Below are 13,690 nucleotides of genomic sequence, written 5' to 3'. Positions count from 1 at the left end.
GGGCGAGGCCGGGGGGCGGGACTCAGTCCAGCGTCAGCTTCTGCTTGTCCACCACGTCCTTGTAGGCGGTGTACTCGGCCTTGATTTCCTGGGCGAACTTCTCGGGCGTGTCGGCCACGATCAGCGAGCCGGTGTCCTCGATGCGCTTGCGGATGGCGGGGTCCTGCAGCACCTTGTGCACGGCCTTGTTCACCTTGTCCACGATTTCCTTGGGTGTGCCCTTGGGGCCGACCACGCCGTAGTAGGCCATGCGGTTCACGCCGGGCGCGCCGACTTCGGCCAGCGTGGGCACGTCGGGCAGCACGGCCAGGCGCTTGGGCGCAGCAACCACCAGGGCGGTCAGGCGCTTTTCCTTGACGAAGGGCAGGGCCGAGGGGAAGTTGTCAAAAATCAGCGGGATCTGGCCGGCAACGGCATCGTTCAGCGCCGGGCCGGAGCCGCGGTAGGGCACGTGCTGCATCTGCGTGCCGGTGGCCAGCATGAACATTTCCATCATCAGGTGGCCGATGGAGCCAGTGCCGGGCGAGCCGAAGGAGTGCTTGCCGGGGTTCTTCTTGACTTCTTCAAGGAAGGACTTGTAGTCCTGGCCGACGAACTTGGGGTTGGCTGCAATGATGTTGGGCGTGGCGGCGATGTTCACGATGGGCGTGAAATCGGTGAACACGTTGTAGGGGATCTTGGGGTTGATCGCGGGGTTGGTGGCCGTGGTGGACACGGTGGCCAGGCCCAGGTGGTAGCCATCGGGGGTGGCGCGTGCGGTTTCGGCCGCACCGATGGCGCCGCCGCCACCGCCCTTGTTTTCGACGATCACGGGCTGGCCCAGTTCGCGGCCCAGGGGGTCGGCGACCACGCGGGCGATCAGGTCTGTGGTGCCGCCGGCTGCAAAGGGCACCAGCAGCTTGATGGGCTTGTTGGGGTAGCTGGATTGGGCGTGTGCGGCACCGATGGTGGCCAGGGCCGCCAGTGCCAGGAGGGAACGACGCATCATGTGCAGTCTCCTTGTCGTTGTTGGAAGAACAGCGAATCCTAGGCAGGACGGTGCGTGGTGGGTAGGACTTGCGCCTAGTTGAAAACCCTGGTTTGAGGGTAAATGCTAGGTCTGTCGGTGCTTGTAAACAGGTATGCGAATCCCTGACGTTGGCAAGTCATTCCCAAGGGGGTGAATGGGCAGACCGGCGGTGGCGCAGCGCGTGCCGCGCTACCGGCCGGATCAGATGGCGCGGGCGGCGTGCAGGGCGCGGATGCGTTCCTCGCTCAGCCCCAACTCGTGCAGCACCTCCTGCGTGTGCTGGCCCAGGCTGGGCGGCGCACGGCGGTAGCTGACGGGGGTGGCCGACAGGCGCATGGGGTTGGCCACGGTGGCCACCTGGGCGATGCCGTCGCCGGCCTGGCGTGGCAGCGTGCGGGCGATGCCGCGGTGGCGCACCTGGGGGTCGTTAAAGGCCTGGGCCACGGTGTTGATCGGGCCGCAGGGCACGGCCTTGTCTTCCAGCAGCGCAATCCATTCGGCCGTGGTGCGCGTGCGCATCACCGGCAGCAGGCGCTCCAGCAGCTCCGCGCGGTGCTGCACGCGCGCGGTGTTGGTGGCAAAGCGCGCGTCCTGGGCCCAGTCGGGGTGGCCGCAGGCCTCGCAAAAGCGGGCGAACTGGCCATCGTTGCCGATCGCCAGCAGCACGTTGCCGTCGCGGCTGGGGAAGTCCTGGTACGGCGCTAGGCTGGGGTGGATGTTGCCGGCACGGCCCGGGGCCTGGCCGGTGGCCAGAAAGCCGGCGGCCTGGTTGGCCAGCACGGCCATGCCCACGTCCAGCAGCGCCATGTCGATGTACTGGCCCTGGCCTGTGCCGTGGCGCGCGTTGTCGCGGGCATTCAGCGCGGCCAGGATGGCGTTGCTGGCATACAGGCCGGTGAACACGTCGATCACGGCCACACCGACCTTCAGCGGGCCGCCGCCGGGCTCGCCATCGGCATGGCCGGTGATGCTCATCAGGCCGCACATGGCCTGCACCATCAGGTCGTAGCCCGCGCGCTCGGCATAGGGGCCGTCCTGGCCGAAGCCGGTGATGGAGCAGTAGATCAGCCGGGGATTCAGGGCCTTGAGGCTGTCGTAGTCCAGCCCGTACTGCTGCAGGCCACCGACCTTGAAGTTCTCGACCACCACGTCGGCCTCGGCCGCCATCTGGCGCAGCAGGGCCTGGCCCTCGGGGTGGGCCATGTCGACGGTGATGCTGCGTTTGTTGCGGTTGCAGGCGGTGAAGTAGCTGGCCTCGCGCGTGGCCTGGCCCGCGTCGTCCTTCAGGAACGGCGGGCCCCAGTGGCGCGTGTCATCGCCCGCAACGGGGCGCTCGACCTTGATCACGTCTGCGCCCAGGTCGGCCAGCATCTGCGTGGCCCAGGGGCCGGCCAGCACGCGGGACAGGTCCAGCACTTTGATGCCCGACAGCGCGCCGGGCGTGGCAGTGGTTGGCATGAGGGGGCTCCTGCAATCCAAAGCGGTTGGAATAAAAAAAGGAGCTGTCAGCGCTTGTCATTGAAGCACTTCACATGCTTTCGCATGGGAGGTGAAGCAATAGCAAGCGGCAGAAGCTCCTGTAAAAAGAGCGATGGTATCGCCCTGAGAGACAAAAACCGAGGCTGCCGCCGCGCACCGCCATGTCGGTGGTGTGCGCGGCGTGGAATGCAAGACTCAGTTGGCGAAGGCGGCGATGCCGGTCTGGGCGCGGCCCAGGATCAGCGCGTGCACATCGTGCGTGCCTTCGTAGGTGTTGACCACTTCCAGGTTCACCAGGTGGCGGGCCACGCCGAACTCGTCGGAGATGCCGTTGCCGCCCATCATGTCGCGCGCCAGGCGGGCCACGTCCAGGGCCTTGCCGCAGTTGTTGCGCTTGATCAGCGAGGTGATCTCGACCACGTTCTGGTGCTCGTCCTTCATGCGGCCCACGCGCAGGGCAGCTTGCAGGCCCAGGGTGATTTCGGTCTGCATGTCGGCCAGCTTCTTCTGGATCAGCTGGTTGGCGGCCAGGGGGCGGCCAAACTGCTTGCGGTCCAGCGTGTACTGGCGCGCGGTGTGCCAGCAGAACTCGGCCGCACCCATGGCGCCCCAGGCGATGCCAAAGCGCGCGCTGTTCAGGCAGGTGAACGGGCCCTTGAGGCCGCGCACTTCGGGGAAGGCGTTTTCTTCGGGCACGAACACGTCGTCCATCACGATCTCACCGGTGATGGAGGCGCGCAGGCCCACCTTGCCGTGGATGGCGGGGGCGGACAGGCCCTTCATGCCCTTGTTCAGGATGAAGCCGCGGATCTGGCCCACGTTGCCGGCTTCGGACACTTCCTTGGCCCAGACCACGAACACGTCGGCCACGGGGCTGTTGGTGATCCACATCTTGGAGCCCTTGAGCTTGTAGCCGCCATCGACCTTATAGGCGCGGGTGGCCATGGAGCCGGGGTCGGAGCCGTGGTCGGGTTCGGTCAGGCCGAAGCAGCCGATGAATTCACCGGATGCCAGCTTGGGCAGGTACTTCTGTTTCTGGGCTTCGGTGCCGAATTCGTTGATCGGCACCATCACCAGCGACGACTGCACCGACGCCATGGAGCGGTAGCCCGAGTCCACGCGCTCGATCTCGCGGGCCACCAGGCCGTAGCTCACATAGTTCAGGCCGGCGCCGCCGTATTCGGTCGGGATGGTGGGGCCCAGCAGGCCCAGCTCGCCCATCTCGCGGAAGATGGACACGTCGGTCTTCTCGTGGCGGAACATGTCCTGCACGCGCGGCATCAGCTTGCCCTGGCAGTACTCGTAAGCCGCGTCGCGGATCATGCGCTCGTCGTCGGTCAGTTGCTGGTCGAGCTGGAAGGGGTCGTTCCACTGGAAGTTGCCGGACATGGGGTGTCTCCTTGAATGCCTTGTTGGGAAGCCAGGTCCACATGGTGTTTGTGCATGTATGACCTGCGATGAACGGCATCGTAAAAGCCTCCCCTCAGTGTCGCAAACGATTTGTTTGCATCCAGGTATGAGTGTTTCGCATTTCTTGCTTGGCAATCCGGGGCGTTTGCGGCAGCATGGCGCCGTCTCTGGCTTGTTTTGACCGACCATGCGCCGTCCCATCCCGTCCACCCAGGCCCTGGCCTGCTTTGAAGCCTCCGCCCGCCACGAAAGCTACACCCGCGCCGCGCAGGAGCTGGCGCTGACCCAGAGCGCCGTCTCGCGCCAGGTGATTGCGCTGGAGGAATTCGTCGGCGTGGCGCTGTTCCGCCGTACGCGCCACGGCGTCAGCCTGACCCCGGCGGGCGCGCTGTATGCCAAGAAGGTGCGCGGCTGGCTGCAGGGGCTGGAGCGCGACACGCTGGACCTGATGAGCCACCAGGGCCAGGGCGGCACGGTCAACCTGGCGGCCGTGCCCACCTTTGCCACGCGCTGGCTGATGCCGCGCCTGCCGCTGCTGGCGCGCCAGCACCCCGACATCACGGTGCACATCGAGGTGCAGACCCGGCCCTTCCTGTTTGCCGACACCGTGCACGATGCGGCCCTGTACGCGGGCACGCCCGAGCAGGTTGGCAACTGGCCCGGCGTGCAGGTGCTCAAGCTGATGGACGAGGACGTGGTGCCCGTGTGCAGCCCCACGGTGCTGGGCAAGGCCGCCGCGCGCGACCTGGGCCGGGCCTGGCAACCCGTGGCGCCCGAGGTGCTGGCGCGCCTGCCGCTGCTGCAGCAGAGCACGCGCCCCTATGGCTGGCAGCAGTGGTTCCAGTCCGTCGGTGTGGACGCGCCGCATGCCCTGGACGGCCCGCGCTACGAGCTGTTTTCCATGCTGGCCGTGGCCGCCAGCCATGGCCTGGGCGTGGCGCTGATTCCGCCCATGCTGGTCGAGGCCGAACTGGCGCGCGGCGAGCTGGTGGTGGCCTGCGCCCAGCCGCTGCGCGGCGAACGCAGCTACTACCTGGTCACGCCCAATGGCACGCCCGCGCCTGCGCTGGGCCTGTTCTCGGCCTGGCTGAGCGAGATGGCGGCGCAGCAGACCTGACGGGCATCGGGTGCGTGACGGTGTGGAGGTGGGGCGTCAAGCAGGTATTCAGCGTGCGACTGCCACCTGGTTGCGGCCATGGTCCTTGGCGTGGTACAGCGCCTGGTCCGTGCGCCGCAGCAGCTCTGCGCTGTCCTCTGGCGCTTGCCAGGCGGCGACCCCCAGGGACATGGTGACCTGGCCCACGGTGGCGTCGTCTTGGGCGGCCAGGGTGGTGCGCATGTGTTCGGCCAGACTGTGCGCCGCATCCAGTGGGCAACCCGGCAGCACGATCAAGAATTCTTCCCCGCCCCAGCGCACCACGGCATCACCGCTGCGCACGGCCGAGCTGAGCAGCTGTGCGCAGCGCTGCAGCACCTGGTCGCCGGCTTCATGGCCCCAGCGGTCATTGATCTGCTTGAACTCATCGATGTCTGCCAGGATGAGGGCATAGCCCACGCCGTCGGTCTGCGCCGCTTGCTGGCAGCGTTGCAACTGCTTTTCACCCGCGTAGCGATTGAGCAGGCCGGTCAACGCGTCGTGGTGGGCCTGCTGGCGCAGCTCCTGCGTTCGGGTCACCAGTTCCGTCACATCCTTGCTCACGCAGACGTAGTGCTGGACCGTGCCCGTGTCGTCTTTGAGCGGTGTGATGGTCTGCGCCGCGTGGTACAGGTGGCCGCGCTTGTGGCGGTTGGTGAAGGTGGCCTGGTAGCTGTCGCCGCGCGCCAACGCTTCGCGCAGCTGGGTGTAGAACGCGGGGGGATGCTGGCCCGACTGCAGAAATTGCGGGGTGCAGCCCAGCACTTCCGCGCTGGCATAGCCGGTCAGGTGCTCAAAAGCCTGGTTGACGAACAGGATGTGCGCCTGGTGGTCCGCGATCAGCACGGCGTCCCGGGTGGCATGCAGGGCCCGCGCCAGCAGGGCCTGGCGTTGCTGGGCCTCCACCCGTGCCGTGATGTCTTGCTGCACCGACACAAAGGCCTGGATCTGCCCTTGTGCATCGCGCACGGGTGAGATGTTCCACTCCACCAGATAGGCGCTGCCATCCTTGCGGTAGTTGAAGGTGGAGCCCAGGAAAAACGTGCCCTGGTGTAGGCTGTCGCGCAATCGCTGCAGCACCCGCTGATCGGTCAGCGGGCCTTGCAGCAGGCGCGGAGAGCGGCCCTGCAATTCCGCGGCGCTGTAGCCCGTGAGCTGGCAGAACGCCGGGTTGCAATAGGTGATGTGTGGGCCATCTCCCTGCAGATCGGCCGTGGTGATGACCACGGCGTTGAACGCCTGCTCCACGGCGGCCTGCAGCAGGTCCGTGGCGTGGAGGGGCGGAGGAGCAGTCAGTAAAGAGGTCACAGCGTGGGTGGCTCAGGGTCGGGGGTGGGCACAAGGGGCCAGCATACCAAGACGGGTCATTGGCCGCATTCCTTGGACCAGGCGCTGGCAATGCCAAAATTGCGCGCTGCCTCCCTGCCCGGAATCACCATGCCCCCTGCCGCCCTTGTCTGGATGCGCCGCGATCTGCGCTGCGACGACCATGCTGCGCTGTACCACGCGCTGCGCCGCTACCAGCGTGTGTACTGTGCTTTTGTTTTTGATACGGACATCCTCGATGCCCTGCCCACGCGCAGCGATCGGCGCGTGGCGTTCATCCATGCCAGCGTCCAGTCCCTGGACCAGGAACTGCGCGCCCTGGCGGCGCGCAGCGGGGCCCCGGGCGGCGGGCTGATCGTGCGCCATGGCCCGGCGCCGGCCTGCATCGTGCAGCTGGCGCGCAGCCTGGGCGTGCAGGAGGTGTTGACCAACCGCGATTACGAGCCCGAGGCCATCGCCCGCGACCAGCGCGTGGCCGAGGCGTTGCGCGCCGCCGGCATCGCCTTCAGCGACTACAAGGACCAGGTGCTGCTGGAGCAGCGCGAGGTGCTGACCCAGCAGGGCCAGCCCTACAGCGTGTTCACGCCGTACAAGCGCGCCTGGCTGCAGAAGCTCGATGCGTTCCAGCTGACGCCGTACCCTGTGGCGCGCTACGCTGGCCACCTGGCCGCGCCCCCCGACGGTGAGCGCCTGCCCACGCTGGCCGATCTGGGGTTCGAAGCCACCAACCTGGCGCAGCTGCCCCTGCCCACGGGCGCACAGGGCGCGCAGCAGCTGCTGCAGGACTTTGTGCCGCGCATGGCGGCCTACCACGAGGCGCGGGACTTCCCGGGCCGCAAGGGCGTGTCCTACCTGTCGGTGCACCTGCGCTTTGGGACCGTGTCCATTCGCCAGCTGGCCGCTCTGGCCGTGCAGCAGGCGGCGCAGGGCAGCGAGGGCGCGCAGACCTGGCTGTCCGAGCTGGCCTGGCGCGACTTCTACTTCATGATCCTGTGGCACCACCCCCAGGTGGTCACGCAGTCCTTCCGCCCCGAGTACGACCGCGTGCAGTGGGACGAGGCCCCGGAACTGTGGCTGGCCTGGTGCGAGGCCCGCACCGGCTACCCCCTGGTCGATGCGGCCCTGCGCCAGTTGCTGCAGACCGGCTACATGCACAACCGCCTGCGCATGGTGGTGGCCAGCTTTCTGACCAAGGACCTGGGCATTGACTGGCGCCGGGGCGAGCGCTTTTTTGCCCAGCACCTGAACGACTACGACCTGGCCGCCAACAACGGCGGCTGGCAGTGGGCCGCGTCCACGGGCTGTGATGCCCAGCCCTGGTTCCGCATCTTCAACCCGGTGACGCAGTCGCAGAAGTTCGACCCGGACGGCAAGTTCATTCGCCGCTACCTGCCGGAGCTGGACCGGGTGCCGGACCGGCACCTGCACTTTCCGGCGGCCATGAAGCCGCTGGAGCTGCAGGCCTGCGGTCTGCGCCTGGGGCAGGACTATCCGTGGCCTGTGGTGGACCACGCCAGCGCGCGCGAGCGCACGCTGAAGCGCTTTCATTTCCTGGCCCGCAAGGAAGACTGAGGCCGTCCACGCGTTGGGGGCAAGCCCTCGGTGGCGGGCCCAGCCCGCAGCGCAGGGCCGCTGCCCGGTTGCAGCCGGGTTGAGGGCCCGCCCAGGGTGAGGCGGCGTGCAATCCGTGGTTGAGGTCTGCTGAAAATTTAGGCGCCCCGCAAAAACCTCCATCAGAACAAGCCGCTAAGTGCCTTATCCAGGTAAGGGGGTGTACTTATCCACAAGCTTATCGGTGGCGATTGGGGAGAACTGGCGCGCGGCGCTCAGCGGTGCCGGCCGGCCTCGACCAGGTGGTCGATCAGCGCCCGCACCTTGAGCGGCACATGGCGCGAGGGCATGTACAGCGCATAGGCGGTGCGCGGCGCGTAGTTGCCGGTCAGGCGCCAGTCGGGCAGCACCGGCACCAGTGCGCCGCTGTCCAGCGCGGCCTGGGCCGCAAAGTCGGCTACCAGACCGATTCCCTGGTGCTGCAGCGCCAGGTGGATGATGCCGGTGCTGCTGTCGATGGACAGCGGTGCGTGCACGGTCACCTCGGCCACGGCCGGGGGCTGGACCGGGTCGGCCTGGTGCACCCATTGCAGGCGGTGCTGAAAATCCCCATAGCCCAGCGTGATGCAGGCCACGCCATGCGCGCGGTCCAGGTCCTGCGGGTGCTGTGGCCGCATGGCCAGCCCCTGCAGGTAGGCGGGCGAGGCCACGGCGATGTACCGCACCTGGCGCAGGGCGCGCGCCACCATGTGCTGGGGCAGTTGCTCGGGCCGCGTCAGGCGGATGGCCAGGTCCAGCCCCTGCTGGGCCAGGTCCTGGATCTGGTCGCTCAGGCTCACGGCCACTTCCAGCTCGGGCCACTGGCGGCGCAGTGCGGGCAACTGGGCGCTGAGCCAGATCTCGCCAAACACCGTGGGTGCCGTCAGCCGCACCGTGCCGCGCGGTACGCCGCGGTAGTGGCCGGCAATCGCATGGATGTCGCTGGCGGCATGCGCCAGCTGGCTGCAGGCGGCATAGACCTCGGCCCCCAGCTCGGTCAGCGACAGCGAGCGGGTGGTGCGGTGCAGCAGCTGCACGCCCCAGTGGGCCTCCAGCCGGCCCACGCTGCGGCTGACGGCCGAGGTGGTCAGCTCCAGCTGGCGCGCGGCCGCGGCAAAGCTGCGCAACTCCACCACCTTGGCAAAGACCAGCATTTCGGGGACCAGACCGGGTTCGGTGCGCATGGGCATGGGACGGTGATTGTTGATTCAAGAACAATAGTAAGTGGAATCAAAGCGTATTGATGCGTGGATGCGCTTGGTGGACGATGCAGGCATGACCTACCCGACGACCTCCTCCCTGCGGCCCGCCCCCCCGGCGGCGCGGCCTTCCTCTTTGGCCACCTGCGGTGCACCCGGGGGCACCTGGCGCATGGTGCTGGCCATGGCCTTGTCCGGCACCATCGGCCTGCTGGTGGTGGAAAGCGGTCTGCCCGTGCTGTGGGTGGTGTGGCTGCGCTGCCTGCTGGGCGGGCTGGGCCTGGCCGCATGGCTGCTGTGGTCCGGCACCTGGACCCGGCCGAGCCGGCGCGAAGCCCTGTGGCTGCTGCTGGGGGCGGCCGCGTTGATCGCCAACTGGCTGTGCCTGTTCCGGGCCTATGCCTACAGCGGCATTGCGATTGCCACCGTGGTCTACCACGTCCAGCCGTTTGTGCTGTTGCTGCTGGCTGCCGTGTTGCAGGGCGCCCCCCTGCCGCTGGCGCGCCTGCCGTGGCTGGTGCTGGCCCTGGTGGGCGTGGGCCTGAGCAGCGGCCTGCTGGAGCAGGCCGCCACAGGCTCCGCCCAGGGCGCGTGGCAGGGCATGGTGCTGGCGCTGCTGGCGGCCAGCCTGTATGCCGTGGCCACGCTGACCACCCAGCAGTTGTCGCGCATCGCCCCGGCGCAGATCGCCATGCTGCAGATGCTGGCCGGCGCCCTGGCCCTGCTGCCCGGGGTGTGGGCGCTGCGTGGGCAGGCCGTCTTCAGCCCCCAGGCCTGGGGCGCGGTGGCGGTGCTGGGCCTGGTGCACACGGCCTGGATGTACACGCTGATGTACACGGCGTTCCAGCGCTTGCCGGCCCAGGCGATTGCCGGCCTGTCCTTCATCTACCCCGTGGTGGCCTTGCTGGTGGACGTGCTGTGGTTTGGTGCCCGCCCGCAGCTGTCGCAATGGCTGGGCATGGCGCTGATCCTGGGCGCGCTGTGGGCCTACCGGCGCAGTGCACGCCCTGCGTGAGGCGGTGGCGCCCGGGGCTGCGCGCGGGCAGGTCCTGCCAAGGGCCTCGCTGTGCGCCCAGCGCCATCGCACTGATGGCGAAAAGCGGCACCAGCGCTTGTCCAGCAAGCGCGGGAAGCTATGTTTTTCTGCGGCTCAGGGCAGGCGTTGGAACACAGCCACGCACAGCGGCATCAGCAAGGCCGTCAGCACGCCGTTGAGGCCCATGGCCAGCGCGGCGAAGGCGCCGGCCGTGGGGTTGACCTGCAGGCCCCGGGCCGTGCCGATGGCGTGGGCCGTCAGCCCCAGGGCAAAGCCGTTGACGGCCGGGTCCTGGGTGCGCAGCAGCCGGCCCAGCCACGGGGCCAGCATGGTGCCGCTGATGCCGGTGACGGCCACGGCCACGGCCGCCAGCGATGGCAGGCCGCCAAAGCGCTCGGCCATGGGCAGGGCGATCGGGATGGTGGCGGACTTGGGCGCCAGCGAGACCACGGTCTCCCACGATCCGCCCAGGGCCCAGGCAATGCCCATCGCCGAGACCAGGGCCACCACGCAGCCTACGACCAGGGCCACGGTGATCGGCAGCCACAGGGCGCGGATGCGCTGGCGCTGCGCATACAGCGGCACGGCCAGGGCCACGGTGGCCGGCCCGACCAGCAGGCTGAGCCACTGCACGCCTTCGCGGTAGGTGGCGTAGGGCGTGCCCGTCAGCAGCAGCAGGCTGACGATGACCACCACGGCCGTGAACACCGGGATCAGCAAGGGGTGGCAGCCGCTGCGCTTGTACAGCGCCAGGGCCGCTAGGTACACCCCCATGGTCAGCACCAGCCAGGGCAGGGCGCTGCCTTGCAGGCCCTGCACGATGTCGTTCCAGGCGTTCATGTCGAAGCCCCGGGTGTCGTGGCGGTGGACGGGCTGCGCGCCAGCATCCAGCGGAAGGTCAGGGCCGTGACCACGTAGGTGATGGCGGCCCCCGCCACGCCGGCCACGACGAAGGGCTGCCATTCGCGTGCGATGCGGTCAAAGTGCAGCATCACGCCAGCGATGGTGGGGATGAACAGCAGCATCATGTTCTGCAGCAGGGTCAGGGCCGTCTGCTCCAGCGCCACGGGCAGCCGGCCCAGCCACAGCAGGGCGGTCAGCAGCAGCAGCGTGCCGACCAGGGCGCCGGGCAGGGGCAGGGCAAGGGCGTGGACCAGGGCTTCGCCGGCCAGTTGAAAGGCAAACAGTGCAGCAAGTGCGTACAGCATGGTGTCGGGGGAGTGAAAGGCGGTGCGGCCGGTGCTGCGGGACAGCACCACCGAGTGCCCGGGGATGGAACCAGCCGCCAGTCTAGGCCGCTTGCGCCGATCGTGTGGGACCGCAGCTTGGGCCACAGCGCGCCTGCCTGCTTTCTGGGCAGCCTAAGTCCAGGGCCGTAAAAACAAGTACTTGCGGCGGATGTTGGGGGCGCAGGTGCCAGTTGTCCACAGGCTTGTCCAACGCTTTCGTGGACAAGGGTTCGGGTTTTTACTTAGTACATCGTGGGGTCGATCCCCGGTGGCAGGGGGCTGTCCGTGTCGCGCGCGCTGCTTCGCAAGCCGGCCGCGCGCCCAGCCACCATGTGCCAGCGTGCGGGGGGCGCACCCTTCTGCCCTTGGGTGGGAGTGCCACCCTGTCACCAGTGCCCGCCAACGTCACGGGCAGCACTGGGCATGGTGCCATGCACTGGATCAGGCAACGTCTGCAGCTATCATATTTATAACAACAAGCATCCGACCACCTAGGCCCATGAGTACCAAGAACTGGCTGATCTTCAAAGAAATTGCGGGCAATCCGGCCGTGCAGGCCTTGTTTGACAGCGCGGTCGATGACATTACCAGCGGCACGCCACCCCCGTTGAACCAGGACTATCCCGTCGGCTTCATGGTGGCGGGGCAGAAGCTGCTGGGCACTGCGGTGCTGGAATACCGGCTGCACCAAGCGCCGGTGGCCGACTTGGCGTACCCAGACCTGCGGGATTTTGTCGCGCGCCTGCGGGCCCTGCTGGGGTGGAACGAGATTGGCCACACCCTGCACCGCTGGGTGCATGCGTGGCTGCGCGACCCCTACTTTGTCAACCAGGGCCACAACTGGTCGGCGCACTGGGTGCGCAAGAGCGACGCCCCCGCCGCCGATCTGCCGGACAGCGTCTACCGCTTTGCCTGTGACATCGCGCTGGGCGACCTCAAGTACGGGCCCAGCTATGCGCGTGTCAGTGCCGAGGAGATTTTTGACTGGGTGACGCAGCTGGGCAGTGACCTGCCGGCGCAGCTGCTGAAACAGGGTACGGGCGAGCTGCCCCCGGCCCTGGCCCGGTGGAAGGGGGACTGGGCCAGCGCCACGGCCAACGATGCGCTGGCCGTGGTCCGCATCACCCAGCGCGCAGCGAGCGAAGCCGCGTACGGGCAGGTGCTGGACTATCTGGTCCAGCTGCTTTCCACCACCGACTTTCCGCGCTCCTACGCGATCGAGTACCGCGGCCCCACGAAGGTCTATCTGCCCATTCCGGGCCTGCCCAGGAAAGGCGTGCACCAGCTGTTTGCGGCGGCCGCCGCCTACCCGGGGCTGCATGGGCAGATCGCGGCATATGCACATGCCGCCATGCGCGAGCACCACTGGTACCAGAACCTGGAGGACGCGCACTGCGCCCTGCCCGGCAGCTTTGCGGTGTTCGCGCTGGCCTGGGCCGACACGCGGTTTGCGCCGCTGGTCTTGCAGTACCTGCACACCGTGGACGGTGAGCACCAATCGCTGCAGGGCCGGTTTGTCGAGGCCTACGTCGACGCCCACGGCCTGGATGCCACCAGCCTGGCCTATCTGATGGCCTGTGCCGGCAACATCCAGCACCTGCGTCACCGCAAGACGTATCCGGCGCGGATGGACAACGCCGCCAGCCTGCAGGCCTTGCTGGTGCTCCGCCAGCAGCACGGTGGCGATGCCCCCTCGCCGGTGGCCGCACTGCGTGCCCAGATGACCGCACAGAGCACGGTCGAGCCTGCTTTTGCCGAAGTCCGGCGCACGCTGTGGGGCGATGCCGTCTGCCAGGACCAGGGCCGCCGGCTGATTGCCCGGGCGCCCGAGGCGCTGCGGCCGCTGTATGCGCAGGTCTTTGCGCCCGCTGCGCGGCGTCTGCCGGGCTGAGCGGCATCCCTTTGGCTCCGGCGTGGTTGGCGCGCATCCCGATGCCACCTGCACCGGGTCCCGTGCGGCGCGTGGGATCGTTGCAGCCCTGCATGCCGCCAGTCCACGCCCAGGCAGGAAGGCGCCTGCGGTCCAGCCAGAGACTGATTCAACGCGGCCAATATTGGGTGTCCTCATGCAACGTTTTTCATAGCGCTTCCCGCAATGCCAGAGAGCGCTGACTGCCGATTGAAGTATTCTCAGCGTAGTCCGTAGTCCGTAGTCCGTAGTCCGTAGTCCGTAGTCCGTGGTCTGGCCGTGGCACGCCAGGCCCGTGCCTCCCATGCCGGCGGCGATGAGGGCGTGTACGCGTCCTTGGGGGGGGGCCGTGCGGCACGTGCGTGGGG

Annotated in this window: 11 protein-coding genes; 4 read left to right on the top strand and 7 right to left on the bottom strand. The window is 68.0% G+C overall.

Translation table 11 applies throughout. The features are described 5' to 3' along the window. Positions 1-22: 22 nt before the first annotated feature. The 3 genes from FYM52_RS17685 to FYM52_RS17675 all read right to left on the bottom strand — a co-directional run bounded on the left by FYM52_RS17685 (position 23) and on the right by FYM52_RS17675 (position 3,877). The gene (locus FYM52_RS17685) at positions 23-988 is read right to left on the bottom strand and encodes a tripartite tricarboxylate transporter substrate binding protein BugE (protein ID WP_043384516.1); all 966 of its coding nucleotides are present in this window, start codon (positions 986-988) and stop codon (positions 23-25) included. Positions 989-1,210: 222 nt separating this feature from the next. Further along, positions 1,211-2,467 (bottom strand): CaiB/BaiF CoA-transferase family protein, encoded by a 1,257-nt coding sequence (locus FYM52_RS17680; RefSeq protein WP_154165041.1) that lies wholly within the window; start codon positions 2,465-2,467, stop codon positions 1,211-1,213. Between the two features lie 216 nt (positions 2,468-2,683). Continuing rightward, positions 2,684-3,877 (bottom strand): acyl-CoA dehydrogenase, encoded by a 1,194-nt coding sequence (locus tag FYM52_RS17675; protein ID WP_154165040.1) that lies wholly within the window; start codon positions 3,875-3,877, stop codon positions 2,684-2,686. Positions 3,878-4,085: 208 nt separating this feature from the next. Between FYM52_RS17675 and FYM52_RS17670 the strand changes: the two genes are divergently transcribed. Continuing rightward, the gene (locus FYM52_RS17670; protein WP_154165039.1) at positions 4,086-5,015 is read left to right on the top strand and encodes a LysR family transcriptional regulator; all 930 of its coding nucleotides are present in this window, start codon (positions 4,086-4,088) and stop codon (positions 5,013-5,015) included. Positions 5,016-5,063: 48 nt separating this feature from the next. On the opposite strand, the gene FYM52_RS17665 is transcribed toward FYM52_RS17670, so the two are convergent. After that, positions 5,064-6,341, bottom strand: coding sequence for a diguanylate cyclase domain-containing protein (locus FYM52_RS17665; protein ID WP_370513870.1), 1,278 nt, complete (start codon positions 6,339-6,341; stop codon positions 5,064-5,066). Positions 6,342-6,470: 129 nt separating this feature from the next. On the opposite strand from FYM52_RS17665, the gene FYM52_RS17660 reads away from it, so the two are divergent. Continuing rightward, entirely contained in the window at positions 6,471-7,931 is a 1,461-nt protein-coding gene (locus FYM52_RS17660) for a deoxyribodipyrimidine photo-lyase (RefSeq protein WP_154165038.1), read from the top strand. 254 nt (positions 7,932-8,185) lie between these two features. On the opposite strand, the gene FYM52_RS17655 is transcribed toward FYM52_RS17660, so the two are convergent. Then, positions 8,186-9,133: a LysR family transcriptional regulator gene (locus tag FYM52_RS17655; protein WP_154165037.1), complete on the bottom strand. Its 948-nt coding sequence runs from the start codon at positions 9,131-9,133 to the stop codon at positions 8,186-8,188. Positions 9,134-9,200: 67 nt separating this feature from the next. On the opposite strand from FYM52_RS17655, the gene FYM52_RS17650 reads away from it, so the two are divergent. Continuing rightward, the gene (locus FYM52_RS17650; RefSeq protein ID WP_179954971.1) at positions 9,201-10,163 is read left to right on the top strand and encodes a DMT family transporter; all 963 of its coding nucleotides are present in this window, start codon (positions 9,201-9,203) and stop codon (positions 10,161-10,163) included. A gap of 135 nt (positions 10,164-10,298) precedes the next feature. On the opposite strand, the gene FYM52_RS17645 is transcribed toward FYM52_RS17650, so the two are convergent. After that, positions 10,299-11,024, bottom strand: coding sequence for an LrgB family protein (locus FYM52_RS17645; RefSeq protein ID WP_042413947.1), 726 nt, complete (start codon positions 11,022-11,024; stop codon positions 10,299-10,301). Further along, positions 11,021-11,392, bottom strand: coding sequence for a CidA/LrgA family protein (locus FYM52_RS17640; RefSeq protein ID WP_154165036.1), 372 nt, complete (start codon positions 11,390-11,392; stop codon positions 11,021-11,023). The genes FYM52_RS17645 and FYM52_RS17640 overlap by 4 nt, the downstream gene beginning before the upstream one ends. 520 nt (positions 11,393-11,912) lie before the next feature. On the opposite strand from FYM52_RS17640, the gene FYM52_RS17635 reads away from it, so the two are divergent. Further along, positions 11,913-13,304: a DUF6138 family protein gene (locus FYM52_RS17635; protein ID WP_154165035.1), complete on the top strand. Its 1,392-nt coding sequence runs from the start codon at positions 11,913-11,915 to the stop codon at positions 13,302-13,304. Positions 13,305-13,690 lie beyond the last annotated feature (386 nt).

Source organism: Comamonas sp. CAH-2, assembly GCF_009668305.1.
GTDB lineage: Bacteria > Pseudomonadota > Gammaproteobacteria > Burkholderiales > Burkholderiaceae_C > Comamonas > Comamonas aquatica.
Note: the sequence above shows the minus strand (reverse complement) of the source record. Positions and strands in the feature narration are given on the sequence as shown.

What these genes read in the sequence shown, in the direction of transcription:
- FYM52_RS17685 (WP_043384516.1), bottom strand. Translation starts at nt 988, where the DNA reads ATGATGCGTCGTTCCCTCCTGGCACTGGCGGCCCTGGCCACCATCGGT.
- FYM52_RS17680 (WP_154165041.1), bottom strand. Translation starts at nt 2,467, where the DNA reads ATGCCAACCACTGCCACGCCCGGCGCGCTGTCGGGCATCAAAGTGCTG.
- FYM52_RS17675 (WP_154165040.1), bottom strand. Translation starts at nt 3,877, where the DNA reads ATGTCCGGCAACTTCCAGTGGAACGACCCCTTCCAGCTCGACCAGCAA.
- FYM52_RS17670 (WP_154165039.1), top strand. Translation starts at nt 4,086, where the DNA reads ATGCGCCGTCCCATCCCGTCCACCCAGGCCCTGGCCTGCTTTGAAGCC.
- FYM52_RS17660 (WP_154165038.1), top strand. Translation starts at nt 6,471, where the DNA reads ATGCCCCCTGCCGCCCTTGTCTGGATGCGCCGCGATCTGCGCTGCGAC.
- FYM52_RS17655 (WP_154165037.1), bottom strand. Translation starts at nt 9,133, where the DNA reads ATGCGCACCGAACCCGGTCTGGTCCCCGAAATGCTGGTCTTTGCCAAG.
- FYM52_RS17650 (WP_179954971.1), top strand. Translation starts at nt 9,201, where the DNA reads ATGCGCTTGGTGGACGATGCAGGCATGACCTACCCGACGACCTCCTCC.
- FYM52_RS17645 (WP_042413947.1), bottom strand. Translation starts at nt 11,024, where the DNA reads ATGAACGCCTGGAACGACATCGTGCAGGGCCTGCAAGGCAGCGCCCTG.
- FYM52_RS17640 (WP_154165036.1), bottom strand. Translation starts at nt 11,392, where the DNA reads ATGCTGTACGCACTTGCTGCACTGTTTGCCTTTCAACTGGCCGGCGAA.
- FYM52_RS17635 (WP_154165035.1), top strand. Translation starts at nt 11,913, where the DNA reads ATGAGTACCAAGAACTGGCTGATCTTCAAAGAAATTGCGGGCAATCCG.